This window comes from Halopseudomonas salina, assembly GCF_014637955.1.
Lineage (GTDB): Bacteria > Pseudomonadota > Gammaproteobacteria > Pseudomonadales > Pseudomonadaceae > Halopseudomonas > Halopseudomonas salina.
Genome location: NZ_BMFF01000010.1, coordinates 1 through 17,075, shown reverse-complemented (window position 1 = coordinate 17,075; position 17,075 = coordinate 1). Strand labels below are relative to the sequence as shown.

At 55.7% G+C, this 17,075-nt stretch carries 30 protein-coding genes; 1 reads left to right on the top strand and 29 read right to left on the bottom strand.

Annotated features, from left to right (window positions below; genetic code table 11):
* Positions 1 to 144 precede the first annotated feature (144 nt).
* Complete coding sequence (gene uvrA / locus IEV54_RS16765; RefSeq protein WP_150279300.1) at positions 145 to 2,976, top strand: excinuclease ABC subunit UvrA; 2,832 nt, start codon at positions 145 to 147, stop codon at positions 2,974 to 2,976.
* 289 nt (positions 2,977 to 3,265) lie between these two features.
* Here the strand turns inward: uvrA and rplQ are convergent, their stop codons facing one another.
* The 29 genes from rplQ to IEV54_RS16620 form a co-directional block, all read right to left on the bottom strand.
* Positions 3,266 to 3,649, bottom strand: coding sequence for a 50S ribosomal protein L17 (rplQ, locus tag IEV54_RS16760; RefSeq protein ID WP_150279299.1), 384 nt, complete (start codon positions 3,647 to 3,649; stop codon positions 3,266 to 3,268).
* Between the two features lie 26 nt (positions 3,650 to 3,675).
* Positions 3,676 to 4,677: a DNA-directed RNA polymerase subunit alpha gene (locus IEV54_RS16755; RefSeq protein WP_150279298.1), complete on the bottom strand. Its 1,002-nt coding sequence runs from the start codon at positions 4,675 to 4,677 to the stop codon at positions 3,676 to 3,678.
* A 25-nt stretch (positions 4,678 to 4,702) separates the two neighbouring features.
* Positions 4,703 to 5,323, bottom strand: coding sequence for a 30S ribosomal protein S4 (gene rpsD, locus IEV54_RS16750; protein ID WP_150279297.1), 621 nt, complete (start codon positions 5,321 to 5,323; stop codon positions 4,703 to 4,705).
* Positions 5,324 to 5,336: 13 nt separating this feature from the next.
* Entirely contained in the window at positions 5,337 to 5,726 is a 390-nt protein-coding gene (rpsK, locus tag IEV54_RS16745; RefSeq protein WP_022962893.1) for a 30S ribosomal protein S11, read from the bottom strand.
* 20 nt (positions 5,727 to 5,746) lie between these two features.
* On the bottom strand, positions 5,747 to 6,103 hold the full coding sequence (rpsM, locus tag IEV54_RS16740; RefSeq protein WP_150279296.1) for a 30S ribosomal protein S13: 357 nt from the start codon (positions 6,101 to 6,103) through the stop codon (positions 5,747 to 5,749).
* A gap of 170 nt (positions 6,104 to 6,273) precedes the next feature.
* Positions 6,274 to 6,390, bottom strand: coding sequence for a 50S ribosomal protein L36 (gene rpmJ / locus IEV54_RS16735; RefSeq protein WP_150279295.1), 117 nt, complete (start codon positions 6,388 to 6,390; stop codon positions 6,274 to 6,276).
* Positions 6,391 to 6,414: 24 nt separating this feature from the next.
* Positions 6,415 to 7,746 (bottom strand): preprotein translocase subunit SecY, encoded by a 1,332-nt coding sequence (gene secY, locus IEV54_RS16730; RefSeq protein WP_150279294.1) that lies wholly within the window; start codon positions 7,744 to 7,746, stop codon positions 6,415 to 6,417.
* Positions 7,747 to 8,181, bottom strand: a complete 435-nt coding sequence (gene rplO, locus IEV54_RS16725; RefSeq protein WP_150279293.1) for a 50S ribosomal protein L15 — start codon at positions 8,179 to 8,181, stop codon at positions 7,747 to 7,749.
* Between the two features lie 3 nt (positions 8,182 to 8,184).
* Positions 8,185 to 8,367 (bottom strand): 50S ribosomal protein L30, encoded by a 183-nt coding sequence (rpmD, locus tag IEV54_RS16720; protein ID WP_150279292.1) that lies wholly within the window; start codon positions 8,365 to 8,367, stop codon positions 8,185 to 8,187.
* A gap of 6 nt (positions 8,368 to 8,373) precedes the next feature.
* On the bottom strand, positions 8,374 to 8,877 hold the full coding sequence (gene rpsE, locus IEV54_RS16715) for a 30S ribosomal protein S5 (protein ID WP_150279291.1): 504 nt from the start codon (positions 8,875 to 8,877) through the stop codon (positions 8,374 to 8,376).
* A gap of 10 nt (positions 8,878 to 8,887) precedes the next feature.
* Positions 8,888 to 9,238 carry a 50S ribosomal protein L18 gene (gene rplR / locus IEV54_RS16710; RefSeq protein WP_150279290.1) on the bottom strand — a complete coding sequence of 117 codons (351 nt, stop codon included), beginning with the start codon at positions 9,236 to 9,238 and terminating at the stop codon, positions 8,888 to 8,890.
* 10 nt (positions 9,239 to 9,248) lie between these two features.
* Complete coding sequence (rplF, locus tag IEV54_RS16705; protein ID WP_150279289.1) at positions 9,249 to 9,779, bottom strand: 50S ribosomal protein L6; 531 nt, start codon at positions 9,777 to 9,779, stop codon at positions 9,249 to 9,251.
* Positions 9,780 to 9,791: 12 nt separating this feature from the next.
* Positions 9,792 to 10,184, bottom strand: a complete 393-nt coding sequence (gene rpsH, locus IEV54_RS16700) for a 30S ribosomal protein S8 (protein WP_150279288.1) — start codon at positions 10,182 to 10,184, stop codon at positions 9,792 to 9,794.
* 39 nt (positions 10,185 to 10,223) lie between these two features.
* Positions 10,224 to 10,529 carry a 30S ribosomal protein S14 gene (rpsN, locus tag IEV54_RS16695; RefSeq protein ID WP_150279287.1) on the bottom strand — a complete coding sequence of 102 codons (306 nt, stop codon included), beginning with the start codon at positions 10,527 to 10,529 and terminating at the stop codon, positions 10,224 to 10,226.
* Between the two features lie 10 nt (positions 10,530 to 10,539).
* On the bottom strand, positions 10,540 to 11,079 hold the full coding sequence (gene rplE, locus IEV54_RS16690; RefSeq protein ID WP_150279286.1) for a 50S ribosomal protein L5: 540 nt from the start codon (positions 11,077 to 11,079) through the stop codon (positions 10,540 to 10,542).
* A 17-nt stretch (positions 11,080 to 11,096) separates the two neighbouring features.
* Positions 11,097 to 11,411 (bottom strand): 50S ribosomal protein L24, encoded by a 315-nt coding sequence (rplX, locus tag IEV54_RS16685; RefSeq protein WP_150279285.1) that lies wholly within the window; start codon positions 11,409 to 11,411, stop codon positions 11,097 to 11,099.
* A gap of 11 nt (positions 11,412 to 11,422) precedes the next feature.
* A complete protein-coding gene (rplN, locus tag IEV54_RS16680) occupies positions 11,423 to 11,791 on the bottom strand; it encodes a 50S ribosomal protein L14 (protein ID WP_096348042.1) in 369 nt (122 codons plus the stop codon).
* A 44-nt stretch (positions 11,792 to 11,835) separates the two neighbouring features.
* Positions 11,836 to 12,099, bottom strand: a complete 264-nt coding sequence (gene rpsQ / locus IEV54_RS16675; RefSeq protein ID WP_150279284.1) for a 30S ribosomal protein S17 — start codon at positions 12,097 to 12,099, stop codon at positions 11,836 to 11,838.
* 2 nt (positions 12,100 to 12,101) lie between these two features.
* Positions 12,102 to 12,293: a 50S ribosomal protein L29 gene (rpmC, locus tag IEV54_RS16670; protein WP_150279283.1), complete on the bottom strand. Its 192-nt coding sequence runs from the start codon at positions 12,291 to 12,293 to the stop codon at positions 12,102 to 12,104.
* Positions 12,293 to 12,706, bottom strand: coding sequence for a 50S ribosomal protein L16 (gene rplP / locus IEV54_RS16665; protein ID WP_096348041.1), 414 nt, complete (start codon positions 12,704 to 12,706; stop codon positions 12,293 to 12,295). Before rplP ends, rpmC begins: the two co-directional genes overlap by 1 nt.
* An 11-nt stretch (positions 12,707 to 12,717) precedes the next feature.
* Positions 12,718 to 13,398 (bottom strand): 30S ribosomal protein S3, encoded by a 681-nt coding sequence (gene rpsC / locus IEV54_RS16660; protein ID WP_150279282.1) that lies wholly within the window; start codon positions 13,396 to 13,398, stop codon positions 12,718 to 12,720.
* An 11-nt stretch (positions 13,399 to 13,409) separates the two neighbouring features.
* Complete coding sequence (gene rplV / locus IEV54_RS16655) at positions 13,410 to 13,742, bottom strand: 50S ribosomal protein L22 (RefSeq protein ID WP_150279281.1); 333 nt, start codon at positions 13,740 to 13,742, stop codon at positions 13,410 to 13,412.
* A 12-nt stretch (positions 13,743 to 13,754) separates the two neighbouring features.
* On the bottom strand, positions 13,755 to 14,030 hold the full coding sequence (gene rpsS / locus IEV54_RS16650; RefSeq protein WP_150279280.1) for a 30S ribosomal protein S19: 276 nt from the start codon (positions 14,028 to 14,030) through the stop codon (positions 13,755 to 13,757).
* 12 nt (positions 14,031 to 14,042) lie between these two features.
* Positions 14,043 to 14,867, bottom strand: coding sequence for a 50S ribosomal protein L2 (rplB, locus tag IEV54_RS16645; protein ID WP_150279279.1), 825 nt, complete (start codon positions 14,865 to 14,867; stop codon positions 14,043 to 14,045).
* A 10-nt stretch (positions 14,868 to 14,877) separates the two neighbouring features.
* On the bottom strand, positions 14,878 to 15,177 hold the full coding sequence (rplW, locus tag IEV54_RS16640; protein WP_150279278.1) for a 50S ribosomal protein L23: 300 nt from the start codon (positions 15,175 to 15,177) through the stop codon (positions 14,878 to 14,880).
* Positions 15,174 to 15,776 (bottom strand): 50S ribosomal protein L4, encoded by a 603-nt coding sequence (gene rplD, locus IEV54_RS16635; protein WP_150279277.1) that lies wholly within the window; start codon positions 15,774 to 15,776, stop codon positions 15,174 to 15,176. Before rplD ends, rplW begins: the two co-directional genes overlap by 4 nt.
* 12 nt (positions 15,777 to 15,788) lie before the next feature.
* The gene (rplC, locus tag IEV54_RS16630; RefSeq protein ID WP_150279276.1) at positions 15,789 to 16,424 is read right to left on the bottom strand and encodes a 50S ribosomal protein L3; all 636 of its coding nucleotides are present in this window, start codon (positions 16,422 to 16,424) and stop codon (positions 15,789 to 15,791) included.
* A 93-nt stretch (positions 16,425 to 16,517) separates the two neighbouring features.
* On the bottom strand, positions 16,518 to 16,829 hold the full coding sequence (gene rpsJ, locus IEV54_RS16625) for a 30S ribosomal protein S10 (protein WP_028614853.1): 312 nt from the start codon (positions 16,827 to 16,829) through the stop codon (positions 16,518 to 16,520).
* 157 nt (positions 16,830 to 16,986) lie between these two features.
* A partial coding sequence (locus IEV54_RS16620) for an EF-Tu C-terminal domain-related protein (RefSeq protein WP_074842176.1) occupies positions 16,987 to 17,075 on the bottom strand: 89 nt, incomplete at its 5' end.

The window sequence follows — 17,075 nt, the reverse complement described above, 5'->3', positions numbered from 1 at the left end:
GCAGCGCGTCGGTTACCTGCGGTAATGGACACGTGAAGTTGCAAAAGCACCCCGCCGGCACCTGAACTTCCCCCCGGGTTTTTGCCGCTCAGAGCCCCGAGCACGTATACTGTCCGGCTTTGCTGGTCGTTGGGGAAATGTACTGTGGATACCATCCTGATTCGTGGGGCACGCACCCACAACCTGAAGAACATTGACCTTGATCTGCCGCGTGACAAGTTGATCGTCATCACCGGGCTATCGGGCTCGGGCAAGTCTTCACTCGCGTTTGACACGCTGTATGCCGAGGGTCAGCGACGTTACGTTGAATCCCTCTCGGCCTACGCTCGTCAGTTTCTGTCGATGATGGAAAAACCCGATGTCGATCACATCGAGGGGCTTTCGCCGGCCATTTCCATCGAACAGAAATCAACGTCACACAACCCACGCTCAACTGTGGGCACCATTACCGAGATATACGATTACCTGCGCCTGCTGTTTGCCCGCGTCGGTGAGCCTCGGTGTCCGGACCACGACCTCCCGTTGGCGGCACAGACTGTCAGCCAGATGGTCGATCAGGTTCTGGCCATGCCTGAGGGCGCCAAATTGATGCTCCTCGCGCCGGTTATGCGCGAACGCAAGGGCGAGCACCTGGCCTTACTGGACGAGCTTCGGGCACAGGGATTTGTTCGCGCGCGCATCAACGGCCGCGTCCACGATCTGGATGAAGCACCTGCGCTGGAGAAAAACCGCAAGCACACCATCGAAGTCGTCGTAGACCGTTTTAAAGTCCGCGAAGATCTTCAGCTACGCCTGGCCGAGTCGTTCGAGACCTGTTTGAACCTGGCCGACGGCATCGCCATCATCGCGCCAATGGACGGCGAGGAAGGACAGGAAACCACCTTTAGCGCCAAGTTCGCCTGCCCTAAATGCGGACACTCCATCAGCGAACTGGAGCCCCGCCTGTTCTCTTTCAACAACCCCGCCGGCGCCTGCCCGACCTGCGATGGCCTGGGGGTGAAACAGTTCTTTGATGCCAAGCGACTGGTTAACAGCGAACTGACCCTTGCCGAAGGCGCCATACGCGGTTGGGACAGACGCAACGTTTATTATTTCCAGATGCTCAGCTCCCTGGCGGAACACTTCGGCATATCACTGGAGGAGCCCTTCGGCAAACTCGGCGAAAAACACCAGAAACTGGTGCTGCACGGCACCGGCACCGACAAGGTTTCCTTTCGTTATCTGAATGACCGTGGCGATATAGTCAAACGCGAACACCCGTTCGAAGGTATCGTCCCCAACCTGGAGCGTCGCTACCGCGAGACCGAGTCCCAGAGCGTACGCGAAGAACTGGCCAAGTACCTGAGCACCCAGCCCTGCCCCGCCTGCCACGGCGCGCGCCTGCGTCGCGAGGCAAGGCATGTGTTCATCGACGGACGCAACCTGCCGGGCGTTACGACCCTGCCGGTTGGAGAAGCAGCGGAGTATTTCGGTCAGCTCAGCCTTGACGGCAGCCGCGGTGAAATTGCCGAGAAGATCCTCAAGGAAATTCGCGCGCGCCTGATGTTTCTGGTCAACGTCGGCCTGGATTACCTATCACTGGATCGTAGCGCCGACACACTTTCCGGTGGCGAAGCGCAGCGTATTCGCTTGGCCAGCCAAATCGGCGCTGGACTGGTGGGCGTCATGTACATTCTCGATGAGCCCTCCATCGGCCTGCACCAACGGGACAACGAGCGCCTGCTTTCCACCCTCGTGCATCTACGCGATATCGGTAACACGGTAATCGTCGTAGAGCATGACGAAGACGCCATCCGCCAATCCGACTACGTAGTTGATATCGGCCCAGGTGCCGGCGTGCACGGCGGCCAGATCGTTGCCCAGGGCACACCCCAAGAGGTCATGGACAATCCCAATTCGCTCACCGGACAATACCTGTCTGGCAAGGTGAAGATCCCCGTTCCAGCAAAACGACATGTACCGAAAAAAGACGGCTGGTTGCAGCTCAAGGGCGCTCGCGGGAACAACCTGCAGAACGTTACCCTGGAAATCCCGACTGGCCTGATGACCTGTGTCACCGGCGTATCAGGATCAGGCAAATCCACCCTGATCAACAACACCTTGCACCCGATCACCGCCACCGAACTCAATGGCGCCACCACCCTGGAGGCTGCGCCCTACGACAGTTTCCACGGGATGGAGCATCTGGACAAGGTAGTGGATATCGACCAGAGCCCGATCGGCCGAACTCCCCGCTCCAACCCGGCTACCTACACCGGCCTGTTCACCCCTATCCGCGAGCTGTTCGCCGGCACCCAGGAAGCCCGCTCGCGTGGCTACAAGGCCGGCCGGTTCTCGTTCAACGTCAAGGGCGGTCGCTGCGAAGCCTGTCAGGGCGACGGCCTGATCAAAGTGGAAATGCACTTTCTGCCGGACATCTACGTGCCCTGCGATGTGTGCAAGAGCAAGCGCTACAACCGCGAGACGCTGGAGATCAAATACAAGGGCAAGAACATCCATGAAGTACTGGAGTTCACCATCGAGGAAGCCCGCGAGTTCTTCGAGGCCGTCCCGGCCCTGGCCCGCAAGCTACAGACCTTGATTGACGTGGGCCTGTCCTACATTCGCCTGGGCCAGTCCGCTACCACGTTGTCCGGTGGTGAAGCACAGCGGGTGAAGCTCGCCCGCGAGCTGTCCAAGCGTGATACCGGCAAAACCCTGTATATCCTCGACGAGCCGACAACCGGCCTGCACTTTGCCGACATTCAGCAACTGCTGGACGTGCTGCACCGCCTACGCGATCACGGCAATACCCTGGTGGTGATCGAACACAATCTGGATGTGATCAAGACTGCAGACTGGATCGTCGATCTGGGACCAGAGGGGGGCTCACGTGGTGGCAAGATCATTGCGACGGGAACACCGGAGCAGGTGGCTGCAATGGCGCACTCGCATACCGGTAGCTTCCTTGGGCCGCTGCTGAAGCGGGATAGCTGAGCCTGGGAAAAACCGCTTACTCTCGAAGAGGCTTTAAGTTGCGGCTTGCGGGAAGCTCGATTGCTGAGGGACCGTCAGCCCTTCCCATGACCGTCGGAGCACAGGGACGTGCGACGACGAGCCCCAGGGACGGCTTGTAGCGTGTCATGGGAAGGGCTAACGGTTCCGCAGCTAGCACCAAACTCAAGTCCAACTGTTCGATCTCTCTGAATACACAAGACTCCGAATACCCAAATACCAGCCACAAAAAAACCGGACACAAGGTCCGGTTTTTTCTAGCGCTTGGCTATTACTCTTCGCTGGCAGCAGCCAGGTCAGGGCGATCGACCAGCTCGACGTAAGCCATGGGCGCAGAATCACCAGCGCGGAAACCGCACTTGAGAATACGCACATAACCGCCGGGACGTTCGGCATAACGCTTGCCCAGGTCATTGAACAGCTTACCAACAGCTTCTTTGCTGCGAGTGCGGTCAAATGCCAGACGGCGATTGGCGACAGTATCTTCTTTCGCCAGGGTGATCAGCGGCTCTGCAACACGGCGCAATTCCTTGGCCTTGGGCAGAGTAGTCTTGATCAGTTCGTTTTCGAACAGCGACACCGCCATGTTCTGGAACATGGCATTACGGTGCGAGCTGGTCCGACTCAGGTGACGACCACTTTTACGATGACGCATCTCTCAATTCCTCGGTGTCAGGACGATCAGGCCGAAACCTTGTCGTCCTTCTTCAAGCTTGCAGGCGGCCAGTTGTCCAGACGCATACCCAGTGACAGACCACGCGAGGCCAGAACATCCTTGATCTCGGTCAGGGACTTCTTGCCCAGGTTCGGGGTCTTCAGCAGTTCCACTTCGGTACGCTGGATCAGATCGCCAATATAGTAGATATTTTCGGCTTTCAGACAGTTGGCTGAACGTACAGTCAGCTCAAGGTCATCAACCGGACGCAGCAGAATCGGATCAATCTCGTCTTCCTGCTGCTCAACAACGGGCTCGTTCTCACCTTTCAGGTCAACGAAGGCGGCCAGCTGCTGTTGCAGGATGGTCGCAGCACGGCGGATAGCTTCTTCAGCATCCAGCGTTCCGTTGGTTTCCAGGTCAATAACCAGCTTGTCCAGGTTGGTGCGCTGCTCGACACGGGCGCTTTCAACAACATAGGCCACACGGCGAACCGGGGTATATGTGGCGTCAAGCTGCAACCGGCCGATAGAACGGCTTTCATCATCGTCAGTCTGACGTGCGTCAGCTGGCTCGTAACCACGGCCACGGGCCACGGTCAGTTTAAGATTCAGCGAACCATTGTCGGACAAGGTAGCAATCAGGTGGTCTGGGTTGATGATTTCGACATCGTGATCCAGCTGAATATCAGCTGCGGTCACCTGACCCGGTCCTTTTTTGGACAGGGTCAGGGTCACATGATCACGGCCGTGCATCTTGACTGCCAGACCTTTCAGGTTCAGCAGGATCTCGATGACATCTTCCTGAACGCCTTCGATGGCGCTGTACTCATGCAAAACGCCGTCGATTTCCGCCTCTACCACGGCACAACCGGGCATGGAGGAGAGCAGAATACGACGAAGCGCATTGCCCAGGGTATGGCCGAAACCACGCTCAAGCGGCTCAAGAGTAATCTTGGCACGCGTGGGCGAGGTTTCCTGTACGTCAATATGACGTGGTGTTAGAAACTCGGTAACCGAACTCTGCATGGGGGCACCTTTTGCTGTCTGACGCTTACTTGGAGTAAAGCTCGACGATCAAGTTCTCGTTGATGTCGGCGTACAGATCACTCCGTGAGGGCAGGCTTTTAAAGACACCTTCCTTCTTCGCTGCATCTACTTCCAACCACTCGGATTGGCCGCGCTGCGCTGCGAGCTCCAGAGAACCGCCGATACGCAACTGGTTCTTGGCCTTTTCGCGAACAGCAACCACGTCGCCTGGGGACACCAGGAACGAAGCGATGTTAACGGTTTTGCCATTGACGCTGATTGCCTTGTGCGAGACCAGTTGACGCGCTTCTGCACGAGTCGAACCGAACCCCATACGATATACAACGTTATCCAGGCGACGCTCGAGCAGTTGCAGCAGGTTATCACCGGTCGGGCCCTTGAGACGGGCAGCTTCCTTGTAATAGTTGCTGAACTGACGCTCGAGGATGCCGTAGATACGACGAACTTTCTGTTTCTCGCGCAGCTGGGTGCCGTACTCGGAGAGACGACCACGACGCTGACCATGCACACCTGGAGGGCTGTCCAGCTTGCACTTGGATTCGATAGCACGGGCGCCGCTCTTCAAGAACAGGTCAGTGCCTTCGCGACGAGACAGTTTACACTTGGGACCAATATATCTAGCCATTTCCGTCTCCTGGTTACACGCGGCGCTTTTTAGGCGGGCGACAGCCGTTATGTGGGATGGGGGTGACATCGGTGATGCCGCTGATCTTGTAGCCACAAGAGTTCAGAGCACGAACAGCCGACTCACGACCCGGGCCTGGGCCCTTCACGTTAACGTCTAGGTTTTTCAGACCGTATTCCAGAGCAGCCTGACCAGCACGCTCAGCTGCAACCTGGGCAGCAAAGGGGGTGCTTTTACGCGAACCACGGAAACCGGAACCACCAGAAGTCGCCCAGCTCAGAGCGTTGCCCTGACGGTCGGTAATGGTAATGATGGTGTTGTTGAAAGACGCGTGGATGTGGGCGATCCCATCAACCACCGTCTTTTTTACTTTCTTACGTACACGAGCAGCAGGCTTAGCCATATCTGTATATTCCTTCGCGTTTACTTACGGATCGGCTTGCGCGGACCCTTACGGGTACGGGCGTTAGTCTTGGTGCGCTGACCGCGGACCGGAAGGCCCTTACGGTGACGCAGACCACGATAACAACCGAGATCCATGAGACGCTTGACGTTCATGTTGATCGCACGACGCAGGTCACCTTCAGTGTTGTTCTTGCCCACCTCGGTGCGCAGCAGATCAACCTGCTCCTCGCTTAGATCCTTGATTTTTGCACTGGGCGCAATGCCAGTGGCCGCACAGATTTTCTGTGCCTTGGTTTGACCGATACCAAAGATATAGGTCAATGAGATAACAGTATGTTTGTTATCCGGGATGTTGACGCCTGCAATACGGGCCATCCAAATTTACTCCGTCTGACAGCTACTCTACTCAACCAAAACAACATAGGTTGTGAGAAAAAGGGTGCAGTAGGGTAGCGCTAACATAAATAAAAATCAACCACCCGACCAGTTATCTGGCCGAGTGGCGGTTATCCTGAGACGTAGTCGACAAACAGATAGGGTAAAAATTAACCCTGGCGCTGTTTGTGACGGGGCTCAGCTGCACAAATCACACGGACGCTACCATTGCGGCGGATGATCTTGCAGTTACGGCAAAGCTTCTTGACCGATGCTCCAACTTTCATAACTGACTCCTAGAACCTGGCATCTCAGCGCAGCATACCGCTGCCGCCATAGCCTTTCAGGTTGGATTTCTTCATAAGAGACTCGTACTGCTGAGAAACGAGGTGCGATTGTACTTGGGACATGAAGTCCATCACAACCACTACAACGATCAACAGTGAGGTCCCACCCAGATAGAAGGGCACATTGGCCGATACCACCAGGAACTGGGGCAGCAAACAAACCGCTGCCATATACATGGCACCAAACATGGTCAGCCGTGTCAGTACGCCATCAATATAGCGCGCCGACTGCTCACCAGGCCTGATACCAGGAATAAACGCACCTGACTTCTTGAGGTTTTCTGCCACGTCCTTGGGGTTGAACATCAACGCTGTATAGAAGAAGCAGAAGAAAACAATTCCTGCGGTAAACAGAATGATATTCAACGGCTGGCCTGGAGCGAGTGCCTGGGAGACGCTTTGCAACCAACCCATACCTTCGCCCTGACCGAACCATGTACCCAGCGACGCAGGGAACAACAGGATGCTACTGGCAAAGATCGCCGGAATCACACCTGCCATGTTCACTTTCAGCGGCAGGTGGCTGGTTTGCGCAGCAAACACCTTGCGACCTTGCTGACGCTTGGCATAGTTAACGGTAATCCGACGCTGCCCGCGCTCAACAAAGACCACGAAGGCCACCAGACCGATGGCCAACAAGGCAATGGCAATCAGAGCGAAGATATTGATATCACCCTGACGCGCCGCCTCGAAGGACTGCCCGATTGCGCTCGGCAGACCAGCCACGATACCCGCGAAGATCAACATGGAAATACCGTTGCCGATACCCCGCTCGGTGATCTGTTCGCCCAGCCACATCATGAACATCGCGCCCGCCACAAAGGTGGTGACTGCTATGAAATAGAAGCCAAACCCTGTATCAAACGCGACGCCTTGACTGGAGAGGCCTACCGACATCCCGACCGCCTGCACAAGCGCCAGAACCAGCGTCAGATAACGCGTGTACTGGGCTATCTTGCGCCGACCGGACTCACCTTCCTTTTTCAACTGCTCCAGGGTGGGATTCACCGCCGTCATCAGCTGCATGATAATCGACGCAGAGATGTACGGCATGATACCCAGAGCAAAGATACTCATCCGCTCCAATGCACCACCCGAGAACATGTTGAACAGGCTAAGAACGGTACCCTCATTCTGTCTGAACAGCTCGGCCAGACGATCAGGATCTATACCCGGAACCGGGATATGCGCCCCGATGCGGTAGACAATGATTGCCAGGAACAGAAAACGCAGTCGCGTCCAAAGTTCGGTCAGGCCGCCTTGTTTGATTCCTGAGAGAGCGCCTTGCTTAGCCATTTATTCCTCGAATTTGCCGCCAGCTGCTTCGATTGCTGCACGCGCACCTTTGGTGGCCATCAGCCCCTTGATGTTGACCGCTTTGGTCACATCGCCGGAGAGGACGATCTTGGCACGTACAAACTTGTTGCCAATGATATTGGCATCCTTGAGCGCCTGAAGGTCAATTACGTCAGCGTCCAGCTTGTTCAACTCGCTGGTACGAATTTCCGCAGTGACCATGGCAATCTTGGACGTGAAGCCGAACTTCGGCAGACGGCGGTGCAAAGGCTGCTGACCACCCTCGAAACCGGGGGCAACGGTGCCACCGGAACGCGAGCTCAAACCCTTGTGACCACGGCCGGCTGTCTTGCCCAGACCACTACCAATACCGCGGCCGACGCGCAGCTTGTTACGGCGTGCACCCGGCGCGGAACGCAGATCATTCAGTTTCATGTCTTAACCCTCTACCCGAACCATGTAGGAGACCTTGTTGATCATCCCACGAACGGCCGGAGTATCTTCGACCTCGACAGTGTGGTTGATCCGACGCAGACCCAAGCCCTTGACGCAGAGCTTATGGTTCGGCAGACGACCGACGACACTTTTGAACAGGGTCACTTTAATTGTTGCATTAGCCATGTCAGCTTACCCCACGATGTCTTCAACGGTCTTGCCGCGCTTGGCCGCTACCGACTCAGGCGACTGCATAGACTTCAGGCCCTTGTAAGTGGCCTGAACGACGTTGACCGGATTGGTGGAACCGTAACACTTGGCCAGTACGTTATGCACACCAGCAGCTTCCAGGACGGCGCGCATTGCACCACCGGCAATTACACCGGTACCTTCGGAAGCAGGCTGCATGTACACCTTGGAGGCGCCATGCGCGGCCTTGACCGGATACTGCAGGGTTGAACCGTTCAGGTCCACCTGGATCATGTTACGACGTGCGGCTTCCATGGCTTTCTGGATGGCGGCAGGCACTTCACGCGCCTTACCACGACCGAAACCCACGCGACCATTACCGTCACCTACCACCGTCAAAGCGGTGAAAGCGAAGATACGGCCACCTTTTACTACCTTGGCAACGCGGTTTACCTGAACCAGTTTCTCAATGTAACCTTCGTCGCGCTTTTGCTCGAAATTAGCCATAGCTCTACCCTTAGAATTCCAGCCCGCCTTCACGAGCGGCGTCGGCAAGCGCTTTCACGCGGCCATGATACTTGAAGCCGGAACGGTCGAAGGAGACCTGAGTTATACCGGCGGCCTTGGCGCGCTCGGCAACCAGCAGACCGACTTTCTTGGCGGCTTCGATGTTGCCAGTGCTACCACTGCGCAGCTCGGAGTCCAGCGTGGAAGCGCTGGCCAAAACCTTGGCGCCATCAGCCGAGATCACTTGTGCGTACATGTGCTGCGAAGAACGGTACACGCACAGACGTACGGCTTCCAGCTCGCGCTGCTTAAGACGCGAACGGCGAGCGCGACGGAGACGAATAACTTTTTTATCGCTCATTTGCTATGCCCTACTTCTTCTTGGCTTCTTTACGACGCACGATCTCATCGGCGTAGCGTACACCCTTGCCCTTATAGGGTTCGGGACGACGGAAATCACGAATTTCCGCGGCTACCTGGCCGACCAGCTGCTTGTCGATACCTTTGATGATGATGTCAGTCTGGCTGGGAGTTTCCGCAGAAACACCTTCGGGCAGCTGATACTCGATAGGGTGGGAATAACCCAGCGCCAGGGACAGAGTCTGCCCCTTGGACTGTGCTTTATAACCAACACCTACCAGCTGGAGCTTGCGCTCGAAGCCATCGGTGACACCGGTAACCATGTTCTGCACCAACGCACGCGTGGTACCGGCCATGGCCATGTTGACGCTGCCTTCACGAGCGGCAAAATGCAGCATGCCGTCTTGCTGGACAACTTCGACTGTCGAGTGCAGGACCAGATCCATGGAGCCCTTGGCTCCCTTGACGGAAATATCCTGACCGTTCAGCTTTACTTCTACACCCTGTGGCAATTTGACAGGGTCCTTAGCGACGCGAGACATCGTAACCCCCTATCAGAATACGGTACAGAGCACTTCACCGCCGACACCGGCAGCGCGAGCAGCGCGATCAGTCATAACACCTTTGTTGGTGGAGACAATCGACACGCCCAATCCACCCTTGACCTTGGGAATCTGGTCAACGGACTTGTACTGGCGCAGACCGGGACGGCTTACGCGCTTGATATCTTCAATAACCGGCCTGCCTTCGAAGTACTTGAGCTCGATGGACAGCACAGGCTTGGTATCGCCCTGTACGTCGTAACCGGCCACATAGCCTTCTTCTTTCAATACTTTGGCGACAGCCACCTTCAGCTTTGCCGCAGGCATGCTTACGCTGGACTTTTCAGCCATCTGGGCATTACGGATGCGGGTCAGCATATCTGCTAACGGGTCCTGCATACTCATGGGCTTTGTGCTCCTGAAACTGAGTAATTAAGGTCTGGTTTACCAGCTGGCCTTGACCAGACCGGGGACATCACCGCGCATAGCTGCTTCACGCAACTTGATACGGCTCAGGCCAAACTTGCGATATACACCGTGCGGGCGACCAGTGATGCGGCAGCGGTTACGCTGACGAACCGGGCTGGCATCGCGCGGCAGTTTTTGCAGGGCCACCTGGGCATTCCAACGGTCTTCAACAGACGCGTTGATATTGCCGATGACAGCCTTGATTTCAGCACGCTTCTTGGCGTACTTGGCAACCGTGCGCGAACGCTTGAGCTCACGGTTTTTCATGCTGACTTTAGCCATTACCTGACTCCTAGTTACGGAACGGGAACTTGAACGCACGCAGCAGCGCGCGACCTTCGTCATCCGTCCTGGCAGTTGTTGTCAAGGTAATGTCCAGACCACGCAGAACATCGATCTTGTCGTAATCGATCTCCGGGAAGATGATCTGTTCCTTGACGCCCATGCTGTAGTTGCCGCGACCGTCGAACGATTTCGCGTTCAGGCCACGGAAGTCACGCACGCGCGGCAGAGAAATCGACAGCAGGCGATCCAGGAATTCGTACATCTGCTCACGGCGCAAGGTTACCTTGATACCGATGGGCCAGCCGTCACGAATCTTGAAACCGGCGATCGACTTGCGAGCATAGGTCACAATGCCTTTACGGCCAGTGATCTTCTCGAGATCAGCCATCGCGTTCTCGATGATTTTCTTGTCGCCGACAGCTTCACCAAGACCCATGTTCAGGGTGATTTTGGTGAGCTTCGGTACTTCCATCACGTTCTTCAGTCCAAGTTCTTCCTGGAGCTGGGGAACGAGAGTCGTCCGATATACTTCTTTCAATCTTGCCATGGTAAGCACCTAGATTCTCAAGCGTCGACGGCTTTTTGCGTCGACTTGAAAATACGAACCTTCTTACCGTCTTCGACCTTGAAGCCGATACGATCGGCCTTGCTGGTCTCGCCGTTGAAGATTGCCACGTTGGAGACGTGGATGGGCGCCTCCTTTTCAACAATACCGCCCTGCGAACCAGCCATGGGATTTGGCTTGGTGTGCCGCTTGATAATGTTGACGCCGGAAATCAGCAGTCGTTGATCAGCCAGGACCTTGAGGACCTTGCCGCGCTTGCCTTTATCCTTGCCGGCGATGACGATTACGTCGTCTTCACGTTTAATCTTTTGCATGACCGGGCTCCTTACAGCACTTCGGGCGCGAGGGATACGATCTTCATGAACTGCTCATTACGCAGTTCACGGGTCACTGGCCCAAAGATGCGGGTACCGATCGGCTCATTCTTGTTATTGAGCAGAACGGCAGCGTTGCCATCAAAACGGATCAGCGAACCGTCCGTACGGCGTACGCCGTGACGGGTACGCACGATGACCGCGTTAAGCACCTGGCCTTTCTTTACTTTGCCGCGGGGAATTGCTTCCTTCACGGTCACCTTGATGATATCGCCAATGCCAGCGTAGCGGCGGTGAGAACCGCCCAGAACCTTGATACACATAACGCGACGTGCACCACTGTTGTCAGCCACTTCCAGCATGGATTGAGTCTGAATCATAACTTTCTCCGACCCTTAAAAATTCCGCTAAAACGCGCGGGGCTTTAAACTTGCGCCGCGCGCTCGTCGATCTGTACCAGGGTCCAGCTCTTGGTTTTAGCCAAGGGACGGGTTTCCTTAATGGTGACCAGATCGCCGATGCGGCATTCGTTGTTCTCATCATGCACGTGGAGCTTGGTAGAACGACGCATGTACTTACCGTACAGCGGATGCTTTACCTGGCGCTCGATGAGCACAGTGATGGTTTTGTCCATCTTGTCACTGACCACACGGCCGGTAACACTACTTGTAGTCTTGGTCTCAGCCATGATCACTTACCACCTTTCTGGTTGAGCACGGTCTTGACGCGAGCGATATCACGCTTTGCCTGCTTCAGCAGGTGGCTCTGACCGAGTTGACCGGTTGCCTTCTGCATGCGCAGATTGAACTGGTCACGCAGCAGGGTGAGCAGCTGCTCATTGAGCTGCTCGGCAGATTTTTCACGAAGTTCAGTTGCGTTCATCACATCACCGTCCGCTTAACAAAGGTGGTAGCGAGAGGCAGCTTGGCAGCGGCCAAGGCGAACGCCTCGCGCGCCAGCTCTTCGGAAACACCTTCAATCTCATACAGGACTTTGCCAGGCTTGATCTGGGCTACCCAGTACTCGACATTACCCTTACCTTTACCCATCCGAACTTCCAACGGCTTCTTGGAGATTGGCTTGTCCGGGAACACGCGAATCCAGATTTTTCCGCCACGCTTAACATGACGGGTCAAGGCACGACGAGCGGCCTCAATCTGGCGAGCGGTCAAACGACCCCGGCCAACAGCTTTCAAGGCGTATTCGCCAAAGCTCACCTTACTACCGCGAAGAGCCAAGCCACGGTTGTGGCCGGTCATTTGCTTGCGGAACTTCGTACGCTTGGGTTGTAACATGTGCGTACCCCTTACTTAGCAGCTTTTTTCTTGGGAGCGGCAGCTTTGGTTTCTTCAGGCTGACCACCAATGATCTCACCTTTGAAAATCCAAACCTTGACGCCAATCACACCGTATGTGGTGTGGGCTTCAGCCGTCGCGTAGTCGATGTCGGCGCGCAGAGTGTGCAACGGCACGCGGCCTTCACGGTACCATTCGGTCCGGGCAATCTCGGCACCGCCAAGGCGGCCACCTACCTGGATCTTGATACCCTTGGCACCAATGCGCATGGCGTTCTGTACAGCACGCTTCATCGCACGGCGGAACATCACACGACGCTCCAGCTGCTGAGCAACGCTTTGTGCTACCAGGGCACCATCGAGCTCCGGCTTGCGGATCTCTTCGATGTTGATATGCACGGGCACGCCCATTTGCTTGGTCAATTCCTGACGCAGCTTCTCGACATCCTCACCCTTCTTGCCAATCACGATGCCCGGACGGGCGGTGTGAATGGTGATCTTGGCGGTTTGTGCCGGACGCTGAATCTCAACTCGGCTGACCGAAGCAGCTTTCAGTTTGTTCTGAATGTACTCACGTACCTTCAGATCCGTGAACAGATAGTCCGCATAAGTGCGACCTTCTGCGTACCACACCGAAGTGTGCTGTTTAACAATACCGAGGCGTATGCCAATCGGATGTACTTTCTGACCCATGTGATCGACTCCTACTTGTCAGCAACCTTGACCGTGATATGACAAGACCGCTTAACGATGCGATCAGCCCGGCCTTTGGCACGTGGCATGATGCGCTTCAATGAACGACCCTCGTTGACAAACACGGTGGACACCTTCAGGTCATCCACGTCTGCGCCATCATTGTGTTCCGCGTTGGCAATAGCCGACTCGAGAATCTTCTTGATGACTTCAGCGGCCTTCTTGTTGCTGAACTTCAGCAGGTTCAGGGCCTCATCCACTTTCTTCCCGCGGATCTGGTCGGCGACCAAACGCGCTTTCTGGGCAGAAAGTCTGGCGCCTTTATGAGTAGCGGCTACTTCCATCTTTCTAACCCCTTAGCGCTTGGCTTTCTTGTCTGCTACGTGACCACGATAGGTACGCGTTGCAGAAAATTCGCCTAACTTGTGACCGACCATATCTTCCGAAACCATTACCGGAACATGCTGACGACCGTTATGTACTGCAATGGTCAGACCGACCATCTGTGGCAGAACCATGGAACGACGCGACCAGGTCTTGATTGGCTTGCGATCATTCTTTTCAACTGCCACTTCAATCTTCTTCAACAGGTGAAGATCGATAAAAGGACCTTTCTTGAGAGAACGCGGCACAGTCGTATCTCCTTACTTGCTGCGGCGACGGACAATCATCTTGTCAGTGCGCTTGTTTGACCGAGTCTTGGCACCCTTGGTCGGGAACCCCCAAGGTGATACCGGATGACGACCACCTGATGTACGACCTTCACCACCACCATGCGGGTGATCAACCGGGTTCATGGCAACACCACGAACAGTCGGTCGAATACCACGCCAGCGGGTAGCACCGGCCTTACCCAGCGAGCGCAAGCTGTGCTCACCGTTGGACACTTCGCCCAGGGTGGCGCGACACTCGCCCAGCACCTTGCGCATTTCGCCGGAACGCAGGCGAATTGTCACATAGGCCCCATCACGAGCAACCAGCTGCGAAGATGTGCCAGCACTACGGGCAACCTGAGCGCCTTTACCCGGCTTCAGCTCGATCGCGTGGATCGTGCTACCAACGGGAATATTGCGCAGCGGCAGGGAATTACCCGGCTTGATCGGCGCCTCGGCACCAGATACAACCTGATCGCCAGCACTCACACCCTTGGGTGCGATGATGTAGCGACGCTCGCCGTCAGCATATTTCAGCAGAGCGATGTGCGCAGTACGGTTCGGATCGTATTCAATACGCTCAACGGTGGCCGGAATGCCATCCTTGTTGCGACGAAAATCGACCAGACGGTAATGCTGCTTATGACCGCCCCCGCGATGACGCGTGGTGATACGGCCATTGTTGTTACGACCACCAGACTTGCCTTGCTTCTCAACCAGGGCAGCAAATGGAGCGCCCTTGTGCAGATCAGTATTTACGACCTTGACAACGAAGCGGCGGCCAGGGGAAGTAGGTTTACATTTAACTAGTGCCATGAATTACCCCTTACTTATCAGCGCTGGCAAAATCGATGTCCTGACCAGGCTGCAGGCTGACGTACGCCTTCTTCCAGTCATTACGCTTACCCAGGCCGCGAACGGTTCGCTTGGTCTTGCCCTTGACGTTCAAGGTTGCAACAGTCTTCACCTTGACGCTGAACAATTGCTCAACAGCCTTTTTGATTTCCAGTTTGGTCGCGGTGGTTTCCACCTTGAACACAAACTGGTTCTTGCTGTCAGCCAACACGGTAGCCTTCTCGGATACATGTGGGCCAAGCAGTACTTTGAAAATGCGCTCTTGGTTCATCCCAGCATCTCCTCGAACTTTTTAACAGCGGGTACGGTAATCAGTACCTTGTCGTAAGCGATAAGGCTGACCGGATCCGAACCCTGAACGTCCCGTACGTCAACGTGCGGCAGATTGCGCGCAGCCAGGTACAGATTGGAGTCGAGGTTGTCGGTGACGATCAACACGTTGTCCAGGTTCAGCTCCTTGAGCTTGCCAACCAGGGCCTTGGTCTTGGGAGCTTCCATTGCGAAGTCTTCAACCACTACCAGACGGTCCAGGCGGATCAGCTCGGACAGGATCGAGCGCAGTGCGCCACGGTACATCTTCCTGTTCAGCTTCTGCTCATGGTTCTGCGGACGTGCTGCAAAAGTGGTACCGCCCCCGCGCCAGATTGGGCTACGGATGGTACCAGCACGGGCACGACCGGTACCCTTCTGACGCCATGGCTTCTTGCCGCCACCGGACACATCAGAACGGGTCTTCTGCTGCTTGGTGCCCTGACGACCACCAGCCATATATGCAACAACGGCCTGATGAACGAGGGTCTCATTAAACTCGGTGGCAAAAGTCAGATCGGAAACTTCGATCGCATTTGCACCAGCTACATTCAGATTCATGGTAACTCCCCCTTAACCCTTGGCCTTGACAGCCGGGCGGACAATGACGTCGCTACCTGGCGCACCAGGGACCGGGCCCCTGATCAGCAGCAGATTACGTTCGGCGTCAACGCGGACAACTTCAAGGGTCTGCACGGTCACTTGCTCAGCACCCATGTGACCAGCCATCTTCTTGCCCTTGAATACCCGACCAGGAGTCTGGCACTGGCCGATAGAGCCAGGAACGCGGTGAGATACGGAGTTACCGTGAGTAGCATCCTGCCCGCGGAAGTTCCAGCGCTTGATAGTACCGGCGAAGCCCTTACCTTTGGACTGACCAGTAACATCAACGAACTGACCCGCTTCGAAAATGCTAACGGTAATTTCTGAGCCAGCAGCAAACTCGCCTTCTTCAAAGCGGAATTCGCTGACGCGACGGCCAGCCGCGGTGTTGGCTTTGGCAAAGTGCCCTGCCATCGGCTTGCTGACGCGGGAAACGCGACGCTCGCCTACGGTCACCTGAACAGCTTGATAGCCGTCAGTGTCGAGGGATTTAACCTGGGTGACGCGGTTAGGCTCTACTTCTACAACCGTAACCGGTATGGATACACCATCTTCAGTGAAAACGCGGGTCATACCGCATTTCCGGCCGACTAAACCAATAGTCATCTTGTAAACCTCATGAGTGCACGGGGCTATTACCCGCTATGGCCGCCCATTACAGGGCGTTACACGACTTATAGCCCCCGTCGTATGGGACTATCAGCCGAGGCTGATCTGAACCTCAACGCCAGCTGCCAGATCCAGCTTCATCAGCGCATCGACAGTCTTGTCGGTAGGCTGAACGATATCCAAAACCCTTTTATGGGTGCGGATCTCGTACTGATCTCGGGCATCTTTATTGACGTGCGGTGAAACCAGCACTGTAAAACGCTCTTTGCGTGTCGGCAAAGGAATTGGACCACGGACCTGAGCCCCAGTACGTTTCGCGGTATCCACGATTTCCTGGGTTGACTGATCTATCAGGCGGTGGTCAAAAGCCTTCAACCGAATACGAATCTGTTGGTTCTGCATTTGACCAGAAACTCCAAGCTTCAATTCTTCAGAGCTACCCGAAACGTCGGGTAGGCCCATCCAAGGGAGGCGCAATTCTACTGATGCGCCCACCCAGTGTCAACCAAAATACAAAAGCCCCCGTTAAACGGAGGCTTTTGCTTATGGCGTCAGATTATCAGGCGATAATCTTGGCAACCACGCCGGCACCAACGGTACGGCCGCCTTCGCGAATCGCGAAGCGCAGACCATCTTCCATGGCGATCG